This window comes from Phenylobacterium sp., assembly GCF_037138395.1.
Lineage (GTDB): Bacteria > Pseudomonadota > Alphaproteobacteria > Caulobacterales > Caulobacteraceae > Phenylobacterium.
In genome coordinates, this window is sequence record NZ_JBAXIM010000022.1 from 1 (window position 1) to 23629 (window position 23629).

General features: G+C 67.1%; 20 protein-coding genes. 8 read left to right on the forward strand and 12 right to left on the reverse strand.

All coding sequences use genetic code 11. From position 1 onward, the window contains the following. Positions 1-471 (reverse strand): rhomboid family intramembrane serine protease (locus tag WCJ52_RS02910; RefSeq protein WP_336901797.1); only part of this gene is annotated, 471 nt, incomplete at its 3' end. A gap of 88 nt (positions 472-559) precedes the next feature. Between WCJ52_RS02910 and WCJ52_RS02915 the strand changes: the two genes are divergently transcribed. Further along, on the forward strand, positions 560-3442 hold the full coding sequence (locus tag WCJ52_RS02915; RefSeq protein ID WP_336901798.1) for an insulinase family protein: 2883 nt from the start codon (positions 560-562) through the stop codon (positions 3440-3442). Here WCJ52_RS02915 and WCJ52_RS02920 read toward each other — a convergent pair whose 3' ends face one another. The 3 genes from WCJ52_RS02920 to WCJ52_RS02930 form a co-directional block, all read right to left on the reverse strand. Then, positions 3443-5080, reverse strand: a complete 1638-nt coding sequence (locus WCJ52_RS02920) for a choline dehydrogenase (protein WP_336901799.1) — start codon at positions 5078-5080, stop codon at positions 3443-3445. It lies immediately after the preceding gene. Positions 5081-5154: 74 nt separating this feature from the next. Beyond that, the gene (locus WCJ52_RS02925) at positions 5155-5937 is read right to left on the reverse strand and encodes an enoyl-CoA hydratase-related protein (protein WP_336901800.1); all 783 of its coding nucleotides are present in this window, start codon (positions 5935-5937) and stop codon (positions 5155-5157) included. Positions 5938-6004: 67 nt separating this feature from the next. Continuing rightward, positions 6005-6535: a gamma carbonic anhydrase family protein gene (locus WCJ52_RS02930; RefSeq protein WP_336901801.1), complete on the reverse strand. Its 531-nt coding sequence runs from the start codon at positions 6533-6535 to the stop codon at positions 6005-6007. A gap of 291 nt (positions 6536-6826) precedes the next feature. On the opposite strand from WCJ52_RS02930, the gene WCJ52_RS02935 reads away from it, so the two are divergent. After that, positions 6827-7594 (forward strand): PhoH family protein, encoded by a 768-nt coding sequence (locus WCJ52_RS02935; RefSeq protein ID WP_336901802.1) that lies wholly within the window; start codon positions 6827-6829, stop codon positions 7592-7594. A 20-nt stretch (positions 7595-7614) separates the two neighbouring features. Here WCJ52_RS02935 and WCJ52_RS02940 read toward each other — a convergent pair whose 3' ends face one another. Together WCJ52_RS02940 and cysE are read right to left on the reverse strand one after the other, a co-directional pair. Further along, positions 7615-7821 carry a DUF3126 family protein gene (locus tag WCJ52_RS02940; RefSeq protein ID WP_336901803.1) on the reverse strand — a complete coding sequence of 69 codons (207 nt, stop codon included), beginning with the start codon at positions 7819-7821 and terminating at the stop codon, positions 7615-7617. Between the two features lie 65 nt (positions 7822-7886). Continuing rightward, complete coding sequence (gene cysE, locus WCJ52_RS02945) at positions 7887-8717, reverse strand: serine O-acetyltransferase (RefSeq protein ID WP_336901804.1); 831 nt, start codon at positions 8715-8717, stop codon at positions 7887-7889. 117 nt (positions 8718-8834) lie between these two features. Here cysE and WCJ52_RS02950 point away from each other — a divergent pair, with 117 nt between their 5' ends. Further along, a complete protein-coding gene (locus WCJ52_RS02950) occupies positions 8835-9458 on the forward strand; it encodes a nitroreductase (RefSeq protein ID WP_336901805.1) in 624 nt (207 codons plus the stop codon). A gap of 9 nt (positions 9459-9467) precedes the next feature. Here WCJ52_RS02950 and queF read toward each other — a convergent pair whose 3' ends face one another. The 3 genes from queF to cysD are packed head-to-tail and all read right to left on the reverse strand — an operon-like array spanning position 9468 to position 12805. Next, the gene (queF, locus tag WCJ52_RS02955; RefSeq protein WP_336901806.1) at positions 9468-9923 is read right to left on the reverse strand and encodes a preQ(1) synthase; all 456 of its coding nucleotides are present in this window, start codon (positions 9921-9923) and stop codon (positions 9468-9470) included. 57 nt (positions 9924-9980) lie between these two features. Next, positions 9981-11885 (reverse strand): sulfate adenylyltransferase subunit CysN, encoded by a 1905-nt coding sequence (cysN, locus tag WCJ52_RS02960; protein WP_336901807.1) that lies wholly within the window; start codon positions 11883-11885, stop codon positions 9981-9983. Further along, a complete protein-coding gene (gene cysD, locus WCJ52_RS02965) occupies positions 11885-12805 on the reverse strand; it encodes a sulfate adenylyltransferase subunit CysD (RefSeq protein WP_336901808.1) in 921 nt (306 codons plus the stop codon). Before cysD ends, cysN begins: the two co-directional genes overlap by 1 nt. A gap of 195 nt (positions 12806-13000) precedes the next feature. Between cysD and WCJ52_RS02970 the strand changes: the two genes are divergently transcribed. The 4 genes from WCJ52_RS02970 (at position 13001) to WCJ52_RS02985 (ending at position 17940) form a co-directional block, all read left to right on the forward strand. Next, complete coding sequence (locus WCJ52_RS02970; RefSeq protein WP_336901809.1) at positions 13001-13804, forward strand: SDR family NAD(P)-dependent oxidoreductase; 804 nt, start codon at positions 13001-13003, stop codon at positions 13802-13804. 222 nt (positions 13805-14026) lie between these two features. After that, complete coding sequence (locus tag WCJ52_RS02975) at positions 14027-14728, forward strand: TorF family putative porin (RefSeq protein ID WP_336901810.1); 702 nt, start codon at positions 14027-14029, stop codon at positions 14726-14728. Positions 14729-14951: 223 nt separating this feature from the next. Further along, on the forward strand, positions 14952-16886 hold the full coding sequence (locus WCJ52_RS02980; protein WP_336901811.1) for a nucleoside-diphosphate sugar epimerase/dehydratase: 1935 nt from the start codon (positions 14952-14954) through the stop codon (positions 16884-16886). Positions 16887-16923: 37 nt separating this feature from the next. Then, on the forward strand, positions 16924-17940 hold the full coding sequence (locus WCJ52_RS02985; protein ID WP_336901812.1) for an NAD-dependent epimerase/dehydratase family protein: 1017 nt from the start codon (positions 16924-16926) through the stop codon (positions 17938-17940). A gap of 34 nt (positions 17941-17974) precedes the next feature. Here the strand turns inward: WCJ52_RS02985 and WCJ52_RS02990 are convergent, their stop codons facing one another. From WCJ52_RS02990 to WCJ52_RS03000, 3 genes are all read right to left on the reverse strand, one after another. Then, positions 17975-19819: a phosphoenolpyruvate carboxykinase (GTP) gene (locus tag WCJ52_RS02990; RefSeq protein WP_336901813.1), complete on the reverse strand. Its 1845-nt coding sequence runs from the start codon at positions 19817-19819 to the stop codon at positions 17975-17977. A 130-nt stretch (positions 19820-19949) separates the two neighbouring features. After that, positions 19950-22106 carry an AGE family epimerase/isomerase gene (locus tag WCJ52_RS02995; protein WP_336901814.1) on the reverse strand — a complete coding sequence of 719 codons (2157 nt, stop codon included), beginning with the start codon at positions 22104-22106 and terminating at the stop codon, positions 19950-19952. Positions 22107-22116: 10 nt separating this feature from the next. Next, on the reverse strand, positions 22117-22887 hold the full coding sequence (locus tag WCJ52_RS03000; RefSeq protein WP_336901815.1) for a molybdopterin-binding protein: 771 nt from the start codon (positions 22885-22887) through the stop codon (positions 22117-22119). 63 nt (positions 22888-22950) lie between these two features. On the opposite strand from WCJ52_RS03000, the gene sfsA reads away from it, so the two are divergent. Next, on the forward strand, positions 22951-23629 hold a 679-nt coding region (sfsA, locus tag WCJ52_RS03005), incomplete at its 3' end, for a DNA/RNA nuclease SfsA (protein ID WP_336901816.1).

A 23629-nucleotide genomic window follows, 5' to 3' on the forward strand; every position in this document is an offset into this window, starting at 1 on the left:
TCCGATTCGCCCTCCGCCACCGACGATTCGGGCCGCGCCCGCCGCCAGCCCGGAAACGCCGCCTGAAGCCCCGATCAGGCCCAGTGACTGGCCCGCGTGCAGCAGGCCGAACCCCAGGTTCCCGAGAACTCCACAGGCCAGAAAGAAGAGGAAGAGCACCGTGACGCCCCGGGGCCGGGGCCCGAAGAACCGGGCCAGGGGCGTAGCGAAGGCCAGGGCGAAGGCCGTATTCATGGCCAGGTGCCCCCACCCCCCATGCAGCCAGATGGCGGTGAAGAGGGTCATGGGACGCGACAGCACGCCGGGGGCCGGCGAATAGGCAAGCGATTCCACAAGCCCCGAAGGTGCTGCGGACTGCGCCAGGAAGGCGGCGATCAGGAGCCCGGCGAGCCAAAGGGCCGCCGGCGGGGCCGTGACGGCGGGTTCCCGAATGGGAGCGGGTTCGGGCGGGAAGCTCACGGGGTCGCTCATGAAGTCTCCTGGGGAACCCGGACGCCCCGCCTTGCCGCCGCCCCTATTGTCAGCGCACGATCGTACAACGACAAGACAGGGAGGCATCATGTCCATTTCAAGCCTAGGCGCTCCACAGCGCCGCCTCATCGCCCTTGCCGGTGTTCTTGTCGCCGCGAGCCTGGCCTGGATCGGGCCGGCAGTCGCCCGGGCTCCCGCGACGCCCGCGCCCGCCTGGCCCCAGGCGGTCTCAGACGTACCCGCAGATCCCAGCTTCGTCTTCGGTGTCCTTCCCAATGGCATGCGCTACGCCATCCGCAAGCAGGCCGTCCCGCCGGGCCAGGCGGCCCTGCGCCTCCACATCTCCGCCGGATCCCTAAACGAGGCAGACGGCCAGCAGGGCCTGGCCCATTTCGTCGAGCACATGGCCTTCAACGGATCGACCCACGTACCCGAAGGCGAGATGGTCAAGATCCTGGAGCGGCTAGGCCTGGCCTTCGGCGCCGATACCAACGCCTCCACCAGCTTCGAGGAGACGGTCTACAAGCTGGACCTCCCGAAGACCGACCGGGAGACCCTCGACACCGCCCTGATGCTTTTGCGGGAGACCGCCGGTGAGCTGGCCTTCAGTCCCGCCGCCGTGGATCGCGAGCGCGGCGTGGTCCTCTCAGAGGAAAGGTCGGGCGACGGGCCCGGCCTGCGGGCGGCCCGCGCAGGCGCCGAATTCCAGTTCCCGGGCCAGTTGCCGCCCAGACGATTTCCGATTGGCGAGGTCGAGGTCCTGAAGAGCGCCGACGCCGCCCGCCTGCGCGCCTTTTACCAGGCCTGGTACCGGCCTGAGCTGGCGGTCCTCGTGGCCGTGGGCGACTTTGACCCCCAGCAGGTCGAGGCCAAGATCCGAGAGACCTTTTCCAACTGGAAGGCGGTCGGCCCCGCCGGCGTTGCCCCGCCCCTCGGAAAGCTGGCGCGCCGGAGCCCGGAGGCGAAGGTCTTCGTAGACCCCGGCCTACCCAACGCCTTCGTGGCGGCATGGCTCGCCGAGCCGGAACTGGCACCCGACACCCTCGCCCGGCGTCGGATCAACCTTGAGCGGGCGTTCGTAGCGGCCATCTTAAACAGCCGGCTGTCCGACCTGGCACGCGGAGAACAGCCCCCCTTCCTGGGGGCTGGCGCCTCGATCGGTGAACCCTACCGCGCCCAGAGGACCGTGGGGATCTACGCCCTCGCCAGCGGCGGCGACTGGAGGAAGGCCATGACCGCCATCCTCAAGGAACAGCGGCGGCTTGAGAAATTCGGCGTCCGGGAGGACGAAGTCCAAAGGCTAATTACCGACACCCGCTCCGCCCTGACCGCCGCCCGCGCTGGCTCGGGCACCCGGACCCCTTCGGCCCTGGCCGGCCCCGTGGTGGGATCGATCTCCACCCGCGACGTCGTGACGAGCCCCGAACAGGACTTCGACATATTCGAGCGCGAGGCGAAGACCCTCAGCGCTGCAGGCCTCAGCCGGACCGCCGCCACCCTCTTCAGCGGATCCGGGCCCATCGTCTTCATGACGAGCCCCAAGCCCATCGAGGGCGGCGATGCGGCAGTCACCGCAGCCGCCCAGGACGCGCTCAAGGCCAAGGTCACAGCCTCAGAGACCCAGGCCTTGGAGGCCTGGCCCTACCTGACCTTCGGCACCCCATCCGGCGTGGCCGAACGCCGTGATGTCGCGGACATCGACGCCGTCTTCCTGCGTTTGAACAACGGTATCAGGCTCACCGTTAAACCCACCAAGTTCAAGACCGATGAGATCCTGGTCCGGGTCAACTTCGGCGATGGCCGGCTGGGACTGGATCCTGCAAGACCGAGCCCGGAATGGGCCACAGGCGCAATGATGGAGGGCGGCCTAGGTAAGCTCACGGTCAAGGACCTGGAGCGGACCCTGTCCGGTCACATCTACTCCGCAGGGCTGGGGATGTCGGACGACACCTATTTCTTCTCTGGCGGGACCCGGGGCGAAGACCTTGAGCTCCAGCTGCAGGTCCTGGCCGCCTTCCTGACCGATCCAGGCTGGAGACCCGAGGCCTTCGGCCGCTATTCGGCCCTGTCGGCGACGATCCACGACCAGCTGGCTTCGACAGGGGCCGGTGTCCTCGGACGCGACCTGGGCGCCCTGCTCCGCAGCGGCGACCGGCGCTGGGCCTTCCCTGCACGGGAGGATCTGGCGGCGACCCGGCTTGACGACCTGAAGGCCGCCATTTCGCCCTCGCTCGCGTCTGGCCCGATCGAGGTGGTGATCGTCGGCGATATCACGGTGGAAAAAGCGGTGGATGCGGTCGACCGCACTTTTGGTGCCCTCCCCGCACGGCCAGGTCCGAAGTCACCGTCTGCGGACCGCGTGAAGGTCAAGCTTCCCCAGGGGGGCGGACCTGCGGTCGTGCGGACCCACAAGGGCCGCGCCGACCAGGCGGTCCTCTTTACGGCATGGCCGACCACGGACTTCTTCGCCGATCCCAGGGGCGCCCGGGCGAACCGGCTCCTGGCCGCGATCCTGAACCTGAGACTGACCGACGAGCTGCGTGAGAAACAAGGCGCCACCTACTCCCCCAGCGCGGACTCTACCGAGAGCCTGATCCTGCCTGGATGGGGTTATGTCTCAACCGTCGTCGAAATTCCGCCCGACAAGATCGAGGCGGTGACCCGGGATATTGAGCGTATTGCCGCCGAACTCACGGCAGCGCCGCCGACGGCAGACGAGATGACCCGGGCGCGCAAGCCCGTCGTGGAGGGACTCCAACAGTCCCGGGAGACCAATGGGTACTGGCTAGGCACCCTGTCCGGCATGCAGGCCGATCCCCGCCAGCTGGACGCCTACCGCAGCTCGGTCCCCACCCTGGAGCGGCTCACCCCCGCGGACATCCAGGCGGCCGCGCGCAAGTGGCTGCGTCCGGACCGGATCTGGCGGATGGAGGTAAGGCCCGAGACGGCCGCCGCCGCGAAGGCGCCCTGATCAGGCCGCCACGGCGGCGTCGTCCGGCGCCGGCGCCTCGCGACCCCGGATCATGTCTGCAGCCTTCTCCGCGATCATGATGGTGGCGGCATTGGTGTTGCCGCCCACCAGGGTTGGCATCACCGAGGCGTCGATGACCCTCAGCCCCGTGAGGCCATGGACCCTGAGCTGGGCGTCCACCACGGCCATCGAATCCCCGTCGGCGCCCATGCGGCAGGTGCCCACCGGGTGATAGATGGTCTCTGCGACGGACCGGATCCAGGCATCCACAGCTTCGTCGGACTGGATGTCCACGCCGGGGAAGAGTTCCTCGGAGCGATAGGGGTCCAGCGCAGGCTGGCGGGCCACCTCACGCATCATCCGCACGCCCTCGCGCAGGGCCCGGCGATCCTCCTCGGCGGCGAGGTAGTTGGCGAAGATGGCGGGATCGTCGAAGGGATCGGCGGAACGCAGGCCCACCCGACCCCGGCTCTCTGGGCGGAGCTGGCAGACGTGGAAGGTGAACCCATCGCGCTCGACGACGGTCTTGCCGTGGTTCTGCATGACGGCGAGCACGCAGTGGACCTGGAGGTCCGGCCGGTCGAGGTCGGGACGCGACTTCAGGAAGGCACCGGATTCCAGGAACTGGCGGCGGCCCAACCCCTTCTTGAAGAGGAGATAGTTGATCCCCACCAGCAGGGTCTTCAGGCCCTTGCGCTGGGAATAGATGGTGATGGGCTGGGGACAGGCCCAGGACAGGGTCACGTCCAGGTGGTCCTGAAGGTTCTCGCCAACTCCTGGCAGGGCATGGACCAGGGGCACGCCGGCCGCCGCGAGGGCCTCAGGGGCCCCGATGCCGGACAGCTGCAGGATCTGGGGGGACTGGACCGCGCCGGCGCAGAGCAGGACTTCCCGGCGGGCCCGTACCTCGGTGCGAACGCGCGTCTTCTCGTCGGCGTACTCCACGCCGACCGCCACCCCGTCCTCGATGAGGATCCGGGTCGTCCGGGCGCCCGTCACGCAGGTCAGGTTCGGGCGGGACAGGACCGGGTGCAGGTAGCCCCGCGAGGCGCTCCACCGCTCGCCGTCGTGGACGGTCATCTGGTAGGGGCCCCAGCCTTCCTGCTGGAAGCCGTTGAAGTCCCCCGTCAGGGGATGGCCGGCCTGTCCGCCCGCCTGGATGGCCGCCGCATAGATCGGGTTGGGGTCGGAGGCCCGGGACACCTTCAGGGGCCCCTCCCCGCCGTGCCAGTCGTCAGCGCCACCCTCGAAGGCCTCAGAGCGCTTGAAATAGGGAAGAATGTCCCTGTAGGCCCAGCCTTCCAGGCCCATCTGCCGCCACTGGTCATAGTCCCTGGCGTGGCCGCGGATGTAGATCATGCCGTTGATCGAGGAGGAGCCGCCCCAGCCCTTGCCCCGCGGCCACCAGAGGGGGCGGTCATCAAGGTTCGGCTCAGGTTCGGTCCAGAACCCCCAGTTGTAGTCGCCCTTGCCGCCGATCAGGCCACCGACGCCGGCGGGCATCCGGATCATCAGGGAATTGTCCTTCCCGCCGGCCTCGAGCAGGAGCACCCGCACCGAGGGGTCCTCAGTCAGGCGCGCAGCCAGCACGCAACCGGCGGAGCCGGCTCCGATAATGATGTAGTCGTAGGCGTCCATGGGCGGACCTCGCAGCTAAACAGCGTTCAGTTGCGCCCTTCTGACCGCCCGGACCGACCTTCGCAAGGGGGGCGTCAGCGCCCCTTCCAGTTCGGCGCCCGCTTCTGGGAGAAGGCCATCGGCCCTTCCACGAAATCCTCGGACGAGAACAGGGCCGCGACCGCCGGATAGCGGTTCTGTCCCTTGATCGCGGCCTCAAGGCTGGGCTCGTCGAGCCCCCGGAAGACCGCCGCCTTGGAGGCCCGGACGGACATGGGCGAAAGCTCGGAGATCTGGGCCGCCCAGCGCCGGGCCGCATTCATCAGTTCGCCGGGCGCAACCACCTCGTTCACGAAGCCCAGCTCGGCGCCCTCGGCGGCCGAGACCCGGCGGCCAGTGAGGATCATCCCCATGGCGCGCTTGACGCCGATGGCCCGCGGCAGCCGGTGCAGGCCGCCCGCCAGGGCGGCGAGGCCGACCCTCGGCTCCGGCAGGGCGAAGATCGCGGCCTCGGAGGCAAGGATGATGTCGCAGGCCAGGGCAATTTCGAAGCCGCCCCCCATCGCCACGCCGTTGACGGCAGCGATCAGGGGCTTGGTGAGGTCGAAGCGCGAGGTCAGGCCGGCAAAGCCCGAGGGCGGGCTGCGCATTTCCCCACCCGTCGCCTGGTGCTTCAGGTCGTTTCCGGCCGAGAAGGCGCGGTCACCGGCGCCCGTGATGATGCCGACCCACTGGTCCGGGTCCGCTGCGAAGGCATCCAGCGCCTCATGCATCTCGAAATGCGCCGGCGAGTGCAGGGCGTTCATCACCTCCGGGCGGTTCAGCGTGATGACGGTGACGTGGTCCTCACGCTCCACGCGAATGTACTCGTAGGCCATGATGTCTCTCCCTTGGGTGTTCCGGCTTTTATGTTGAGACCAGAAAGGAGGCTATAGCCGCGGTCGGTCAACCCTTGAGTCGCAGGGTGGCGCGGTAGCGCTTCCAGTTCTCGACATAATGGTGTGCGCCGAGGGCCACAGAGCGGGCCTGGGCCTCGGAGAGTTCTCTCACGACCTTGCCAGGGGCCCCCATGACCAGGGAGTTGTCGGGAATCTCCTTGCCCTCGGTGATCAGACTGTTAGCGCCGATCAGGCAGTTCCGGCCAATCCGGGCACCGTTGAGGATGATGGAGCCGATGCCGACCAGCGAATTGTCACCGATGGTGCAGCCATGAAGCATGACCATGTGGCCCACCGTGACATTGGCGCCGAGGGTCAGGGGCGAGCCGGTGTCGGTATGCAGAACCGAGCCGTCCTGGACATTCGAGTTCTCGCCGATCTCGATCGGGTCGTTGTCCCCCCGCAGGGTGGCACCCCACCAGATCGAGGCGTTCCGGCGCAGGATCACCCGCCCCATGACCGCTGCCGTCGGTGCGATCCAGTACTCATCTTCCGAGGGCAGTTCCGGCGTTGCATCGCCGAGTGAATAGACAGGCATGGTTTCTCCCGTGACCCTTCGGTGAAAGCGTCATTCACGCTTCTGCAATATGGCCGATCTTATCCTAGCTAGGCGAATCGGGGCTGCGAAGCCCAGGTAGACGCCTTCATCCCGGATGCGGGAGACTTGATGACCATGCAGCATCCAGGGCGGCCACGGCCGCCAACCGGAGACGGGGACGGTGGCGCCACCAGGGCACCATCCGACGCGGCGTCCGTGTCTTTACAACGATTTCCCCAGGGGCGGTCCGATCCGGATACGCCCCTTTTTCACGCCAAGTCGGAGGTCCTCATGACCAAGCGAGTCCTGAAGCGACAGATGCGCGAAGGCGCACTGGACCTATCGGAGTTTGACGGCAATCCCCGGATCCGCCGCCTGCCGGTGGAAAGGCCCTGGTCGCCCGTCGCCCGGCAGGGGGACGAGGCGCGCGACCAGAGCTTCGTAAAGACTGTCAGGCCATTGTCAGACGGCCAGCGCGCCATGATGGAGGCCATTGATGCCTACAACCTGGTCCTTGCCCTGGGACCCGCCGGGACGGGCAAGACCTATCTGGCCATCGCCAAGGCGGTCGAGGCCCTCGAGGCGGGCAAGGTGGGACGGATCGTCCTGTCGCGTCCTGCGGTGGATGCCGGGGAGTCCATCGGCTTCCTGCCCGGCGATATGGAGGACAAGCTCGCCCCTTACCTCAGGCCCCTCTATGACGCCCTGTCCGACCGGCTCACCATGAAACGCGTGCGCGCCATGATGGCCGAGGGCGTGATTGAGATCGCGCCGGTGGGCTTCATGCGCGGGCGCACCCTGAACAACGCCTTCGTGGTGATCGACGAGGCCCAGAACTGCACCTACGTCCAGCTTAAGATGCTGCTGACACGCCTGGGGTGGCATTCCACCATGGTGGTGACGGGCGACCCGGCTCAGTCCGACTTGCTGCCTGAGCTCTCGGGCCTGGCGCCGGTGGCCGAGCGTCTACAAGCGGTGGGGAACATCTCGGTCGTCCGCCTGGCCGACCGCGACATCGTCCGCCACCCGCTGGTTGCCGAAATGCTGGGGGTCCTCTGACCCCCGGCCTGGCCGCGGGGTCAGGGCAGGTCTTCGGCGAGGATCGCCATCTCGAACATATAGGACCCGGCCTCGTCCTCGTCCTCGAAGACGACGCCAATGAACTCCTCGCCAACATAGACCTCGGCGGAGTCCTTCTGGCGAGGGCGGGGGACGACGTTAATCCGGGCGTTGGCGAAGGTCCCCCGGAGGTGGCCTTCGATCTTGCGAAGGGTGCGGTCTTCCATGGATCTTCTCCGTCGATTCACTCAACTGGCCGACCAACCGACCGGACGGCGTCCGATCCGCCAAATCAGATAACGTAGTCGTAGACCATATCTGCGAGGGTTTGGTCCATGCTTCGTGCGGGCTCTTCCCCGGTCGGGCAGTTGACCAGCCGGGCCGGAACGCCGGCGGCCGTGCAATGCGCTGGCACCGGCTTCAGGACGACCGAACCGGAGGCGATCTTGGCGTAGTCGCCGATCTGGATATTGCCCAGCACCTTGGCGCCAGCGCCCAAAAGGACGCCTCGGCCTATTTTCGGGTGCCTGTCCCCACGTTCAGCGCCGGTGCCGCCCAGGGTCACGCCCTGCAGCAGGGAGACATCGTCCCCGATCACCGCAGTCTCGCCGATGACAATGCCCGTGCCGTGGTCAATGAAGACTCCGGAACCGATCTGGGTAGCCGGGTGGATGTCGACCTGGAAGATCTCGCTCATCCGGCTCTGCAGGTAGAAGGCCATGGTCTCGCGGCCCTGCCCCCACAGCCAGTGGGCGATGCGCTGGGTCTGGAGGGCCTGGAATCCCTTGAAGAAGAGGAAGGGCTGGACATAGCCCTTGCAGGCCGGGTCGCGCTCGAACACCGCCTTGAGGTCCGCCTCGGCAGTATCCACCAGGTGCGGGGAAGCGCGGTAGGCCTCGATCGCCAGTTCGCGCAGGCTCATCGCCCTCAGCTCCTGGTCGCCCAGCTTGTGGGCCAACTGGTAGGACAGGGCATCGCCCAGATTGTCGTGGCTGAGGATGACGGCGTTGACCAGGGAAGCCAGGGCGGGTTCGGTCCGCGCGGTATGCTCCGCCTCGTTCCGAAGGGCAGCCCAGACGGGCGGGGCGGCGCGCGGATCGATCACTTCGAGTGTCTTAGCCATCCGGTTACTCCCCCGCTGACCTTCGCAATCTAACACAGGGCCGCGTCTGAGCGAATCCCCTGCTTGTGCCTCTGTGTTGGCCGTCTATGTGAAGCCCGAGGTTTACAAAGGCATGACATGAACGCCGACCCGCGACGCCCGCTTCCCACCGCCCCTGCCTTCGGCGAACCGGTAATCCAGGTGCCAGCCCCGGAGGTCCTCGACTTCCTGGCATGCCGGCGCTCGGCCTCGGCCCTGACCCTGGGGGGAACCGGGCCCGGGCCGGAAGAGATCGCCAGCCTGATCCGCCTCGCCGCCCGGGTTCCGGACCACGGGAAACTCGCCCCTTGGTGGTTCCTCGTGCTCGCCGGCGACGACAAGGCCGCCTTCGCGGATTGGCTGGAGGCCCTTGCGCAGTCCCGTGGAGACGCGCGGGCCGTCGGCAAGCTGGGCAAGCTGCGCACCCCGCCACTCTGCATCGCCGTTGTGTCCAGCCCTCGCCCGGCAGAAATCCCCCATTGGGAACAGGTCCTGTCGGCCGGTGCTGTCTGCACCACCCTTCTCTATGCCGCCACAGCCATGGGCTACGGTGCCAACTGGATTACTGACTGGTACGCCTATGACGCTGAGGCCTGCGCCCGCCTGGGCCTGTCGGGCGAGGAGAAGGTGGCGGGCTTCATCCTGATCGGCGAGCCCGGCGATCCGCCCCGGGAGCGGGAACGACCGGAAATCGAGGGACGGGTCCGGCGCTGGACCCCCTAAAGCGGGGGTTCAGCCGCGGCCACGGTAAGGCGCGACGCCTTGGTCCGGCAGCCAGAGGCCCACCGGCGGAGTTCCGGTTTGCCAGAAGACATCGATGGGAATGCCGCCTCGCGGATACCAATAGCCGCCGATCCGCAGCCAGACGGGCTGGGCAACCTCGACCAGGCGACGGCCGATCATCAGGGTGCAGTCCTCATGGAAAGCTCCGTGATTCCGAAAGGATGCGAGGAAAAGCTTGAATGACTTGGACTCAATGAGCCAGTCGCCGGGGGCGTAGTCGACCATCAAGGTTGCAAAGTCCGGCTGGCCGGTCACCGGGCAGAGGGAAGTAAACTCGGGCGCCGTGAACCGGGCGAGATAGGTCTGCCCCTTCTGGGGGTTGGGAACGCGCTCGAGGACGGCGGCCTCGGGGCTGTCAAAGCCGGGCGTCACCTGCCCGAGCTGGGTCACCTGAATCTCGCTCATGCAGACCGATTACCCTCCGGGGGGCCACGGGGCAAGGAACCGGCCGCAGCAGCGGTCTCAGATGGTGTAGTCCATCTCGCCTTCCATCCAGGCCGTGACGAACTCGGCCGCGGCCTCCGCCGACAGGGCTGTCGTATCAATGCGGATTTCAGAGGTCTCGGGCGCTTCGTAGGGACTGTCGATCCCCGTGAAGTTCTTCAGTTCGCCAGCCCGCGCCTTGGCGTAGAGACCCTTCACGTCGCGCGCCTCGGCGACCGCCAGGGGGGTGTCGACGAAGACCTCGACGAAGTCACCCTCGGGCATGAGGTTGCGCGCCAGCGCCCGTTCGGCCCGGAAGGGCGAGATGAAGGACACCAGGACGATCAGGCCGGCGTCGGCCATGAGCTTGGCCACCTCGGCGACGCGCCGGATGTTCTCCACACGATCCTCGTCAGTGAAGCCCAGGTCGCGATTGAGGCCGTGCCGAACATTGTCGCCGTCCAGGAGGTAGGTGTGCCGCCCCATAGCGTGAAGTTTCTTCTCCACCATATTGGCAATAGTGGATTTTCCTGACCCAGAGAGCCCCGTGAACCAGATCACCCGGCCCCGGTGCCCCTTCAGGGTGGCCCGGGCGGCGCGATCAACGTCCAGGGCCTGCCAGTGGACGTTCTGGCTTCTCCGGAGCGCGAAGTGGATCATCCCGGCACCGACTGTCCGGTTGCTCATCCGGTCGATCAGGATGAAGCCGCCGAGGTCCCGGCTCTCGGCGTAGGGCTCAAAGGCGACAGGTATGTCTGTCGAGATATTACAGACGCCAATCTCATTCAGATTCAGTATTTTGGCGGCAATATGTTCAAGCGTATTTACATTGACCCGGTGCTTCGGCTCGGTGATCGAGGCCGCAACAGTCCGGGTTCCTAGCTTGAGCAGGTAGGGGCGCCCCGGGAGCATCGGGGACTCGTCCATCCACACCACCGTCGCCTCGAACTGGTCGGCGACGCTGACCGGGGCGTCGGAGGTCGCCAGGACATCGCCACGGCTGATGTCGATCTCGTCTTCAAGGGTCAGGGTCACGGACTGGCCCGCAAGGGCCTCAGGCATTTCCCCGGTCCCGACCAGAACCTGCCGTACCCGGCTCTCTCGTCCGGAGGGCGAGACCCTCAGCGGGTCTCCAGGGCGGACAGAGCCAGCGGCGACCAGGCCCGAGAACCCGCGGAAGTCGAGGTTGGGCCGGTTGACCCACTGGACCGGCATGCGGAAGGGTCGGGCGACCGCATCATCGCCCACCGGGGCCGCCTCGAGCCAGGAAAGGAGGGTGGGTCCGTCATGCCAGGCGGGGGCACTTCCCCGTTCGGCGACATTGTCCCCCCGAAGGGCGGACATGGGGATGGCGGTAAAGTCTGACAGGCCGATCTTCCCGGCAAAGGCAGTGAACTCTGCGGTGATCTCGTCGAAGACGGCCTGGGACCAGTCCACCAGGTCCATCTTGTTCACCGCCAGAATCACATGCCGGATGCCCAGAAGGTGGACCAGGTAGGCGTGCCTGCGGGTCTGGGTCAGAACCCCACGCCGGGCATCAATCAGGATCACCGCCGCATCTGCGGTCGAGGCGCCAGTCACCATGTTCCGGGTGTACTGCTCGTGGCCGGGCGTATCGGCGACGATGAACTTGCGACGGTCTGTCGAGAAGAAGCGATAGGCGACGTCGATGGTGATGCCCTGCTCGCGTTCCGCCGCCAGGCCGTCGACCAGGAGGGCGAAGTCGATCTCGCCACCCTGCGTACCGATCCGGCGGGAGTCGGCCTCGAGGGCCGCGAGTTGGTCCTCGAAGATCATCTTGGAGTCGTAGAGCAGACGTCCGATCAGGGTGGACTTGCCGTCGTCCACCGAGCCGCAGGTCAGGAACCGCAAAAGGCTCTTGGTCTCATGGTCCTTGAGATAGGCCTCGATGTCGGTCGCGATGAGGTCGGACTGGTGGGCCATCAGAAATAGCCCTCCTGCTTCTTCTTCTCCATCGAGGCCGCCTGGTCGTGGTCGATCATCCGGCCCTGGCGCTCGCTGGTGGTGGTCAGCAGCATCTCCTGGATGATGTCCGGCAGGGTCGCGGCCGTGCTCTCCACAGCGCCGGTCAGGGGATAGCAGCCCAGGGTGCGGAACCGGACCGACTTCATCATCGGGGTCTCACCCGGCCGAAGGGGCATGCGATCGTCATCCACCATGATCAATGTCCCGTCCCGGTCGACCACCGGTCGGACCCCGGAGAAGTAGAGCGGAACAATCGGGATGTTCTCCAGGTGGATGTATTGCCAGACGTCCAGCTCGGTCCAGTTGGAGATCGGGAAGACCCGGATCGATTCCCCTGGGTTCTTGCGGGTGTTGTAGAGCCGCCAGAGCTCGGGCCTCTGGTTCTTGGGGTCCCATCGGTGCTGGGTGGACCGGAAGGAGAAGATCCTCTCCTTCGCCCGGCTCTTCTCCTCGTCGCGGCGGGCCCCCCCGAAGGCGGCGTCGAAGCCATTTAGGTCCAGGGCCTGCTTAAGTCCCTCCGTCTTCCAGATGTCGGTGTGCAGGGCCGATCCATGGTCGAAGGGATTGATTCCCTTCTCTAGCGCGTCCGGGTTGCGGTGGACGATCAGGTCAAAGCCGAGTTCCCGGGCCATCCGCTCACGCATCTCGTACATGGCCCGGAACTTCCAGGTGGTGTCGACGTGCAGGAGGGGGAATGGCGGGCGGGAGGGCCAGAAGGCCTTCACCGCAAGGTGGAGCATGACCGCTGAGTCCTTGCCGACAGAATAGAGCATGACGGGCTTGTCGGCCTCCGCCACCACCTCCCGCAGGATGTGGATGGCCTCGGCCTCCAGCCTCTGCAGGTGAGTCAGGGACGCTGGATGTCCTTTCGCCGTCATGGCTCGCCTTTCCTACCGCCGCTTACGGGCGGCGCCGGACCATATAGGGCATGGCCTAGCCGGAAACCTTCACAAGCCGGCTACCCAGCGTCCAATTCTTCTGGTGCCTGCACAAGAATTCCTTTGGTCAGGCAGCCCCTTCCGCAGTCGGGGCGTTGGGCCTATGCCTTTCGCAAAGGCGGAGGAGACATGCCCATGAGCGTCCAGGATTTCGAGAACTTCGTTGTCGTCGTCACCGGGGCATCCACCGGGCTGGGCCGGGCGATCGCGATAGAGACGGCACGCCGCGGCGCCGCAGACGTGATCGTCAACTTCGCCCGCAGCGCCGAGGAGGCCGAGACCACGGCCAGCCTGGTGCGGGCCGAGGGCGCACGAGCGCACCTGATCCAGGGCGATGTCTCCCGCGACGAGGACTGCCGCGCCATCGCTGCAGCGGCCGCCTCTCTGGGTCGGATCGACGCCCTGTTCAACAATGCCGGGGTCACCAAGTTCGCCCAGAACCATGCCGACCTGGAGGCGGTCTCCGCCGAGGATTTCCTGAACCTCTATTCGGTCAACGTGGTCGGCGCCTTCCAGATGGTCCGCGCGGCCCGAAGCCTGCTGGAAGCAGCGCCCCAGCCCGGGGCCGTGGTCAACACCTCGTCCATCGCGGGCGTGGTGGGGATCGGCTCCTCCGTGCCCTACGCCGCCTCAAAGGGCGCCCTGAACACCCTTACCCTCTCGCTCGCACGGGCCCTGGCCCCCCGGATCCGCGTGAACGCAGTCTGCCCAGGCTTCATCGACACCCCCTGGTTCGGCAAGGGCATGACTGAGGAGCGCGTCGACAGGCTCCGCGAGGGCTCTGCGGCGGCGACCCCACTGAAGGTCGCGTCTTCGGCCGAAGACATCGCCGCCACCGCCGCCTTCCTCGCCTCGCGGCAGTCCCGGCACGTGACGGGAGAGACCCTTCTCGTCGACGCCGGATCGCACCTCGGGTTTGCAACCCTGTCGATGCGATGAGCGCGGTTCACGCCCCGTTAATCTCATTTGGGCCTTTCTCTGTGAACCACGCCTCACGCTGACGCCCAAAAAATAGGCGTCCGTCGACGGCGGTGCCCGGAAACCGATCAGTCGTGTGGGGACTGGGCCGGAGCTCCCCGCCCGCAGTGGCGGTTCGGGGCCGCAACGGGGAAGTGTTCTACCGACAGGGTCAGGCCTGAATCTCAAGGGGATTGCAAAATAATGAAGTCGTTTAAGCTCGCGGCCATCGCCGCAACCGCTACCCTCGCCCTCGGAGCCGCCGCTCAGGCCAAGGCAGAAGATGGGCCGTCGGTCTCTTTCAACGTCGGTGCTGCCTCTGACTACGTATTCCGGGGCTATAGCCAGACGGACAGCAAGCCGCAGGTCTATGGTGGCGCCGATCTGGGCGTCGGCATCTTCTACGCCGGTACCTGGCTGTCGAACGTCGACTTCGGCGACAGCACCAGCATGGAATATGACCTCTACGCAGGCTTCAAGCCGACCCTCGGTCCGGTCTCCCTGGACGTAGGCCTGGTCCGATACGGCTACACCAATCAGGAAGACGGTGCGGACCTCGACTTCTGGGAAGGCAAGCTCGCCGGCTCCGTGGCCGCAGGTAAGGGTACCGTCGGCGGCGCGCTCTACTACACCCCCGAGAACTTCGGGCAGACCGGCCAGGCCACCTATGTTGAGCTGAACGGCTCCATGCCGATCGCCGAAAAGCTCTCGGTCTCGGGCGCCGTGGGCCACCAGGCCCTGGAAGGCGACGGCGACTACGAGACCTGGAACCTGGGCCTCGGCTACGCGATCAACGACGTCTTCGGCCTGGACCTCCGCTACTGGGACACCAACGTCGAGGAGTCGAACGATCCGGCAAAGCTCACCTCAGCCCGGGTGGTCGTCGGATTGAAGGCCGCGTTCTGACGCCACAGTCTCGTTATAAACCACAGGTAAAGCCGTCGACTGCAGGGTCGGCGGCTTTTCTTTTTTGGTAAATAGGCGTCTATGCCCAGAGTCGTTAATCTTGCTCTGCGAGCTATGTCGCGACTCAGAGACGGATTGCTCTGTAGCGAACGTTTAAGGACCGTCTGACCTGCGCCGCCGGTTCTGGACACCGGTTGGGCCGTCGCAAGTAAGGAGCTTTTGCGTGGAGCGGTTGGCCAAACGGACCCGGAATATTGTGGCGGACTCGGCCATTGCCTGCGCCGCCCTCCTTGCCGCCTTCCTGCTGACCAGCAGTCGGACTTCCGGCCTGGATCCTGCGGTGCTGGCGGGAGTTTTCGTCCAGTCCCTGGTCTATGGCGGCCTGGCCTGCTTCTTCTCCTGGCTCTTCCGGCGAGAACTCTCGCCCTGGCGCTATGTCTCCACGCCCGATGCCCTGGTGCTGGCGCGGATCGCCCTGATGACCGCGGCCAGCTTCCTGCTCCTGTTCTTCGCCGCCGCCCGGGCGGACGGTCTCAGCCGGGTTGTGCTTGCTCTGGCGCCATTCTTCCAGATGGTCGGGGCGATCAGCGCCAGAATGCTCCGCCGGGCGGCTCATGAGCGTGCCCTCGACAGCTTTGCGCCCCTGAAATCCCTCACAGACCGGGCGCCTCAGGCGCCGGAACTGCTGCTCATCGGTCCAACCTCCGCCGCCGAGACCTATCTGCGCGAGGCGGGCCGCCGTCGCGACAACACCTGGACACCGGTGGGCATTATTGGTCTGGACTCCAGCGAGGTCGGACATCAGGTGCGGGGGGTCTGCATCATCGAGTCCCTCGGCCGGCTGGATGAGGCCCTGGTCGACCTGCGCCGCTGGAACCAGTATCCCCGCGCCATCCTGTTCCTTGACGAACCCGCGCGCCTGACGGGCCTCACCGCAGCCCAGCTGGGGCGGCTGAAGAACGACGGCGTTCGCCTGCTCAGGCTGCCGTCCATCGTCGACCTCTCGCAGGACGACCGGGTCGCCCTGCTTCCCATGCGCGACATCAGCGTCGAGGAACTCCTGCCGCGAGGCCCGATCGAGCTCGACCAGGTCGCCCTCAAAGGCCTGATCGGAGGCCGCAGGGTGCTAATTACCGGCGCCGGCGGCTCGATTGGCGCCGAACTTGTCCGTCAGGTCGCCGCCCTTGAAGCTGGGCATGTCACCCTGGTCGACTTTTCCGAGACCGCCCTGTTCGAGATCGACCGCGAGCTCGGGGAAACCTTCCCGAAACTCTCCCGGACCGCCGCCCTTGTGGATGTTCGCAATGCCGACCGGGTCACCGATTGCGTCCGGGTCGAGATGCCCGACCTCGTCTTCCACGCCGCCGCGCTGAAGCATGTGTCGATGGTCGAGCGGCATCCCGTCGAGGGCGTGCTTACCAACGTGTTGGGCACCTGGAACGTGGCCGAAGCTGCGCGTATCGCCGGCGCCGCCCAGATGGTCCTGATCTCCACCGACAAGGCCGTGGATCCGTCCAACGTAATGGGCGCGACCAAGCGGCTCGCAGAGGCCGTGATCCAGGGGCAGCAGGAAGACTCGGAGACTCGCTTTTCGGCGGTGCGTTTCGGCAATGTGCTGGGTTCGGCCGGATCCGTGGTGCCGATCTTCCGCTCCCAGATCGACCGGGGCGGGCCCGTAACGGTCACACACCCGGAAATGGCACGCTACTTCATGACCATTCCAGAGGCGGCCCAGCTCGTGCTGCACGCCACGGCGGCCTGCGCCTACGACCTGAACGCCGAGCGCTCCCGACTCTTCCTTCTCGAGATGGGCGAGCCTGTTAAGATCATGGACTTGGCCCGCCAGATGATCGCCCTTTCCGGCCGTACGCTGGGCAAGGACATTGAGATTGAAATTACGGGCCTGCGCCCCGGAGAAAAGCTTACCGAGGAGCTCCTGGACGAGATGGAGAGCGCGATCCCCTGCGCGCCCAAGGTCCTCGAGGTGGTCTCGACCAGCGCCCTTGGCGTAGCGCCGGCCCATATGCGGCGACTGGAAGCCATCGCCATGCGGGGCGATACCGACGAGATCCGGCGCGCCATCTTCGATCTTGTCGCCCAGCTTCGCGGCGAGAAGCCGGCTGGCGTCCCGGACCTTCGGGTCGTGTCAAACCGTTGATCGCTGGCTGCAGCTTCAGGTTGCAGGACGCTGAGTCATGATCCTGGTCACAGGCTCGGCTGGATTCATCGGGTTCCACGTCGCAAACGCCCTTCTCGACAGGGGCGAGAGCGTGGTCGGTGTCGACAATATCAGCCCTTACTATGACCCAGGTCTCAAACTCGCACGGCTGGCGCGGCTTGAATCCCGGAAGGGCTACCAGCATCACCGGCTCGACCTGGCGGACCGGCAAGCCGCCGCGGAGGTCTTCCGATCCGTCCAACCCAGCGGCGTCGTACACCTGGCCGCACAGCCGGGCGTCCGCTATTCCCTTGAGCACCCCGAGGCCTATGTCGACTCCAACCTGGTGGGGTTCCTGAGCGTCCTGGAAGGCTGCCGGGCGACCTCGCCGGCGCATCTGGTCTTCGCCTCCACGAGTTCAGCCTACGGCGCCAACGAGGCCCTGCCCTTTTCCCCTCACCAAGCGGCCAATCACCCCCTGACGCTTTACGCCGCGACCAAGCTGGCGAACGAGTCCATGGCCCACGCCTACGCTCACCTGTTCGGCCTGCCCTGCACGGGCCTGAGGTTCTTCACCGTCTACGGGCCCTGGACGCGCCCGGATATGGCCCTCTACCGCTTCGCCGACGCCATCGTCGCGGGACGGCCCATCGACGTCTACGGACAGGGTCGGATGCAGCGGGACTTTACCTATGTCGACGATATCGTCAGCGGGGTCATCGCCGCCCTTGATCGTCCCGCAGCTGTCAATCCAGACTGGAGACCCGAGGCTCCCGACCCGGCGACCAGCGGCGTCGCCCCCTGGCGGATCCTCAATGTCGGTGCCGGGACCCGGGTCGAGCTGATGACCTATATCGAGACCCTTGCCGAGGCCCTTGGCCGTCCGGCGCACCTGAACCTGATGCCCATGCAGCCCGGCGACGTCGCGCGCACGGAAGCAGATATATCCGACACCACCTCAGCCCTCGGATATGCGCCGACCACACCCGTCGAGGTCGGGGTCCGGCGCTTCGCGGACTGGTACTGCGATTATCACGGGGTCAGCCGGGGCTGACCTCCCGGGCCGGGGAAGGCCTGCCACCGGTAGGCTACTCTGCGACAATCTCCGCAGGCTGGCTCGCCGCCTGAAGACGGCCCTCCAGGGCCCGGTGCTGGCACCAGAGTTCCTCGGGCAGACGTTCGCCAAAGGCCTCATAGGCGTGTGGAATCAGGGCCGCCTCCTCGCTCCAGACGGCGGGATCAACCGTCAGCAGGAGGTCAACGTCCGCCGCTGTGAGGTTCAGGCCCGACAGGTCCAGGGACCCGACGGTCGGAACCCGGCCGATCGGGGTCTCCCGGGCCGGCGCCCGTCCCGCCAGGCGCTCGAAGACCCACTTCAGGACCCGGGAATTGTCGCCGAAGCCCGGCCAGACATAGCGGCCCGTGGAGTCCTTGCGGAACCAGTTCACGAAGTAGATGCGGGGCAGTTTCGAAGCCTCCGTCTTCTCGCCGATCGACAGCCAGTGACGGAAATAGTCGCCCATATTGTAGCCGCAGAAGGGCAGCATGGCGAAGGGATCGCGCCTGAGCTCCCCGATCCGGTTCTCCGCCGCCGCCGTGCCCTCGGAGGCCACGTTCGAGGCCAGGAAGACGCCGTGCGCCCAGTCAAAGGCTTCGGTCACCAGAGGCACGGCGCTGGCCCGGCGGCCGCCGAACAGTATGGCCGAGATCGGCACCCCCTTGGGGTCTTCCCACTCGGGGGCAATCACCGGGCACTGACCCGCCGGAACGGTGAAGCGGGCGTTGGGATGCGCGGCGGGTTCACCTGAGCCCGGCGTCCAGGCCCGGCCCTTCCAGTCGGTCAGGTTGGCGGGCGGGGTCTTGGTCAGGCCCTCCCACCAGACGTCCCCGTCATCGGTCAGGGCGACGTTGGTGAAGACGCAGTTGGCGTACAGCGAGGCCACCGCATTGCGGTTGGTCTCGTTGCCGGTGCCAGGTGCCACCCCGAAGAAGCCAGCTTCGGGGTTGATGGCGTACAGGCGGCCGTCGTCTCCGAACCGCATCCAGCAGATGTCGTCCCCGACGGTCTCGGCCTTCCAGCCTGCCAGGGTGGGCTGGAGCATGGCCATGTTGGTCTTGCCGCAGGCGCTCGGGAAGGCAGCGGCGATAAAGCGGACTTCGTTCTCCGGAGAGGTCAGCTTCAGGATCAGCATGTGCTCGGCCAACCAGCCCTCGTCCCGGGCCATGACCGAGGCGATGCGAAGAGCGAAGCATTTCTTCCCCAAAAGCGCGTTGCCGCCATAGCCAGACCCATAGGACCAGATCTCCCGGGTCTCGGGATATTGGACGATGTACTTCTCGGGGTTACAGGGCCAGGCAACGTCCGCCTGACCGGCCGCAAGGGGCGCACCGACGGTGTGTACCGCTGGCACGAAGAAGCCGTCGTCGCCCAGCTGTTCCAGCGCCGCCAGGCCCATGCGGGTCATCACCCGCATCGAAATGGCGACATAGGCGCTATCCGTGATCTCGACGCCCAGCTGGCTGATCTTGGAGCCGAGGGGCCCCATGCTGAAGGGGCAGACATACATCGTGCGACCGGTCATGCAGCCATCGAACAGGCCCGCCATCTTCGCCCGCATCGACACGGGGTCCGACCAGTTATTCGTCGGCCCGGCGTCAACCTCGCGCTCAGAACAGATGAAGGTCCGGCTTTCGACCCGCGCAACGTCGCTGGGATCGGAGGCCGCATAGAAGGAGTTGGGGCGCTTGGCGGGATTCAGCCGGGTCAGTGTGCCCCTGCCCTCAAGTTCCCGGGTCAGGGCCTCCCACTCCGCATCCGATCCATCGCACCAATGGACACGCTCCGGCCGCGTCAGGGACGCGATCTCCTCGACCCAGGCAATCAGACGAGCGTGGTGGGTGGGAGCGGGATGAAGGCCGGGGATCGCGGTCATCAATTCAACGTCTCCGAGCCGTGTCGGCGGTTTGGGGGAGTCGGTCAGGGTCGCGGGACTCGCGTCGTGGTAATCAACCTTCTGTGAAAAGGCGAGCGCTCCAGCGGGCGTGACGTATAAAAAACGTCACTTACGCGGAAAGTGCTGGGGATAGTTCCTCGAGCTGCCGGATGGCACCGACGATATGATAGAGCGATGTGGCGGGTGCGTCCCCGGACGCGAAGCCTCCGGTCGGTCCCTGCCGGTCCCGCCACAGTCCGCGGACCGGGGTCTCGAGATACCGGGCCAGGCCCGTTGCAGCCTTCAGGGCATCTTCGGTTTCCCCCAGGGACAGTGCGGATTTCAGGAACTCGGTCTGCGGCCAGAGGCGCGCCCAACCGTCCCGGATGGAGAGATCCTCCCACAGGGCGTTCACGGCGCAGGCCCGACGGGAGTCCACCCCCTGCAGGCCCGCCGCGTACAGGGCCCTGGCCGCCAGCTGGCCGTCGGCCCGGCCCCGGGCCCGACCCCAGCGGTCGAGGAGCCAGGCCCACTCGAACTGGTGGCCCGGCTCGACCAGCCTTCCGGCATCCCCGCCGGCGCGCCGCCAGTCGGCGTCGAAGAACTCTGACAGGACCCCGCGGTGGTCGATGAAGGCGCCGAGGGCGAGGCCCGCGATCTCGTCAGACAGGTCTGCCCAGCCGCCATCGCCTCCCGCCGTCTCCCAGGCCAGTGCGGCCTCGAGCAGGTGCATGTGGGCATTGGCCTGGAAGGGCTGGTCGCCAGCCTCTCGGAAGCCGCCGCCCGGATGACGTAGATTATCCAGACCCTCGCGCATGCGCTGGGCGAGACTGAGGGCCATGTCTGCGGACTCGCCCGCCTGGACCAGGCTGGCCAGACCCAGCAGGGCGAAGGCCTGGTCGTAGACAAAGGGGGTCTCGTCCAGCGGCCTTCCGTCCAGCCCGACCAGGCTCCGGACCAGGCCGTCCGGCCTCAGGAAGGCGTCGGTCATTCCGGCGAGACCGTGGCGCACCGCCTCGCGCCAGGGTCCGTCCCAGCCCATCAGCCCCGCCTGGGAGAAGCTGAAGATCATCCGGCCCTGCACCCGTCCGCGCCGGGGCGCAGGCCGCGGCCGGCCGTCCTGACCGATCGCCTCGACAAAGCCCCCGCGTTCCCGGTCCGCGCCCAGGGACCACCACACGGGCAGGGCCGCCGTCCGGAGCCAGAGGCCCAGGTTGGCTGTCGCCTGCTCAAGGCCGGGATAGCCCGCCGGGCCCCGGGCCTGGAGCCGCTCGACGGCCCGCTTCACCGCCTGGCTGTCGGCCAGGGGCGCCACGAGGATGCGGGCGCCGTCGGCCACCACGGCCAGGCCCTGGACACCGACCACCACCACCTCGGCACCGCCGGAGGCGCGGATATAGGCTCCGGAGACGCCCTCGGCCTCGACCCGGCCCTCGATGTGACTACCCGTCGCATCCTGTTCCGACAGGGCGTGGACGACATCCCAGGCCCCCACGTCCGACCAGGCGAAGTCCACTTCGGCGACCATGGCCCGGGCGGTCTTCTCCATGACCGCATAGTCGATGGAGATCCGTGGGGCGGTCCGGAAAATCTCGCCCAGCAGGAGCCCTGTGGCGGACTCTGCCGCCGACTCCACTGCGGCCTCTGCCGCTTCCAGAACCTCGGGCGCCAGGCGGCCCAGTTCATAGACCAGGGTGGTCGCAGGCACGATGAAATTGCCGCTGTTCCAGAGACAGCCCTCGGCGATGAGGCCGGCTGCGCGGCTGGCGTCGGGCTTCTCGATGAAGGCCTCGACCATCCGAACGCTCTCGCCGCGCCCTGGCCGGATATAGCCGTAGGCGGTCGAGGCGAAGGTCGGCTTCACCCCCAGGGTGACGATGCGGCCAGCGCGGGCGAAGGGCGCCGCGCGGACCACGGAGTCGCGAAAGGCCCCGGCGTCCGGAACGTGATGGTCAGCGGCGAGCACGACCATGATCGCCTCTTCGTCCCGTCGCAGCAGCCGGATCGCCGCCGCCGCCATGGCCGGGGCGGAATCGCGGGGTTCGGGCTCAAGGATCACCTCGGCGTCGAGCCCGGCCTCGGCCAGCTGCTCGCGGATCAGGCCCCCGTGGTCGGCCCCGCCGATCACCAGGAGCGGCCCCAGGGGAGCGGCCCGGGCGGCGGTGTCCTGGAAGGCCGTGGGCCCGTCGCCGAACAGCCGGGCGAAGGGCTTGGGCCGTTCGGGCCGGGAGGCGGGCCAGAGGCGCACCCCGGAACCTCCGCACATGATGACGGGATAGAGGCTCACGGGTCCGGGCTCAGGCCGGCTCGACCTCGCGGACATTCTCGATGCCCGCGGCCCGGAGGGCGGCGATCAGCTCCCCGACAGTGACCGTCAGCTCGGCCTCGTCGCGGCTGCGCAGGACCAGGTTCGATCCGTAGAGCCCCTCGGTGAAGAAGGGATAGCTGCCCAGGCTGAGGCTCGGATGCGCCTTCGCCACCGCCTCCAGGGGCGCGGCGATGACACCCTCTCCCGAGCCTTCCACGCGAACCGTGCGGGACAGGACCACCGCACCCGAGCGCAGCCTTGGCCCCACGTCCTCCAGCATGCCGCGCATGATCTGGGGCACGCCGGCCAGGACAAAGACATTGCCAATGGTGAAGCCTGGCGGTCCCTGTGCCGGGTTGATGACCAGGGACCCGCCCACCGGCACCCGGGCCATGCGCCGCCGGGCGACATTCATCTGGTCGCCCCAGCGGGACTGCATCAGGGCCAGGATGTCGGGATGCTCTTCCAGCGCCACGCCGAAGGCCGCCGCTACCGAGTCGGCGGTGATATCGTCGTGGGTGGGCCCGATCCCGCCGGTAGTGATGACATAGTCGTAGCGGGCGCGCAGGGCATTCAGGGCGTCGACGATCTCTTCCTGGATGTCGGGCACGGTGCGCGCCTCGCACAGGTCCACCCCGTGCACGCCCAGGTACCGGGCAATGTCCCTCAAATTGGTGTCCTGGGTGCGGCCAGACAGGATCTCGTCACCGATGATCAGCACCGCCGCCGTCACCACATCGTCTCCGCCCGGGCTGCCCATGCGTAAGTCTCCGTTTCCGGCGAACCTCTATCGGCTGGAGCCCCGCTTGCCTATACCCGCCCTATGGACTTCCCTGCCCCCCTGGTCCCGGCCACCCTCCTGCGGCGCTACAAACGCTTCTTGGCCGATGTCGTGCTTGAGGACGGATCGGAACTCACCGCCCACTGCCCCAACCCCGGCGCCATGCTGGGTCTGAACACGCCAGGCCTGCCCGCCTGGCTGTCGATCTCGGACAATCCCAAGCGCAAGCTGTCCCATACGCTGGAGCTGCTCGAGGCCGACGGCGGCCTTGTGGGCATCAACACCATGTTGCCCAACCGCCTGGTGGCCGAGGCCCTTGAGGCGGGGACAATCCCGGAACTCGCTGGCTACGCCTCGGTCCGGCAAGAGGTGAAGTACGGCAAGGCCAGCCGGGTAGACTTCCTGCTGGAGGACCCGGCCCGGGGCCGCTGCTGGCTGGAGGTCAAGAACGTCCACCTCATGCGCACGCCAGGCCTCGCCGAGTTCCCGGACTGCGTGGCGGCCCGCTCCACCCGCCACCTGGAGGAACTGGCCGACCAGGTCGCGGCCGGCGACCGGGCTGTGACCCTGTTCGTGATCCAGCGCATGGACTGCGAGGCGTTCAGCGCCTGCGCTGACCTCGATCCCGCCTTCGCCCGGGGGCTGGAGGCGGCGGCCACGGCCGGGGTCGAGGTCATGGCCTGGACCTGCGAGGTCGAAGCTGGCGGCGTTCGCATCGTGC

Excerpts from the sequence above, each read along its gene's own strand:
- WCJ52_RS02915 (WP_336901798.1), top strand. The coding sequence starts at position 560 with ATGTCCATTTCAAGCCTAGGCGCTCCACAGCGCCGCCTCATCGCCCTT.
- WCJ52_RS02920 (WP_336901799.1), bottom strand. The coding sequence starts at position 5,080 with ATGGACGCCTACGACTACATCATTATCGGAGCCGGCTCCGCCGGTTGC.
- WCJ52_RS02925 (WP_336901800.1), bottom strand. The coding sequence starts at position 5,937 with ATGGCCTACGAGTACATTCGCGTGGAGCGTGAGGACCACGTCACCGTC.
- WCJ52_RS02930 (WP_336901801.1), bottom strand. The coding sequence starts at position 6,535 with ATGCCTGTCTATTCACTCGGCGATGCAACGCCGGAACTGCCCTCGGAA.
- WCJ52_RS02935 (WP_336901802.1), top strand. The coding sequence starts at position 6,827 with ATGACCAAGCGAGTCCTGAAGCGACAGATGCGCGAAGGCGCACTGGAC.
- WCJ52_RS02940 (WP_336901803.1), bottom strand. The coding sequence starts at position 7,821 with ATGGAAGACCGCACCCTTCGCAAGATCGAAGGCCACCTCCGGGGGACC.
- cysE (WP_336901804.1), bottom strand. The coding sequence starts at position 8,717 with ATGGCTAAGACACTCGAAGTGATCGATCCGCGCGCCGCCCCGCCCGTC.
- WCJ52_RS02950 (WP_336901805.1), top strand. The coding sequence starts at position 8,835 with ATGAACGCCGACCCGCGACGCCCGCTTCCCACCGCCCCTGCCTTCGGC.
- queF (WP_336901806.1), bottom strand. The coding sequence starts at position 9,923 with ATGAGCGAGATTCAGGTGACCCAGCTCGGGCAGGTGACGCCCGGCTTT.
- cysN (WP_336901807.1), bottom strand. The coding sequence starts at position 11,885 with ATGGCCCACCAGTCCGACCTCATCGCGACCGACATCGAGGCCTATCTC.
- cysD (WP_336901808.1), bottom strand. The coding sequence starts at position 12,805 with ATGACGGCGAAAGGACATCCAGCGTCCCTGACTCACCTGCAGAGGCTG.
- WCJ52_RS02970 (WP_336901809.1), top strand. The coding sequence starts at position 13,001 with ATGAGCGTCCAGGATTTCGAGAACTTCGTTGTCGTCGTCACCGGGGCA.
- WCJ52_RS02975 (WP_336901810.1), top strand. The coding sequence starts at position 14,027 with ATGAAGTCGTTTAAGCTCGCGGCCATCGCCGCAACCGCTACCCTCGCC.
- WCJ52_RS02985 (WP_336901812.1), top strand. The coding sequence starts at position 16,924 with ATGATCCTGGTCACAGGCTCGGCTGGATTCATCGGGTTCCACGTCGCA.
- WCJ52_RS02990 (WP_336901813.1), bottom strand. The coding sequence starts at position 19,819 with ATGACCGCGATCCCCGGCCTTCATCCCGCTCCCACCCACCACGCTCGT.
- WCJ52_RS03000 (WP_336901815.1), bottom strand. The coding sequence starts at position 22,887 with ATGGGCAGCCCGGGCGGAGACGATGTGGTGACGGCGGCGGTGCTGATC.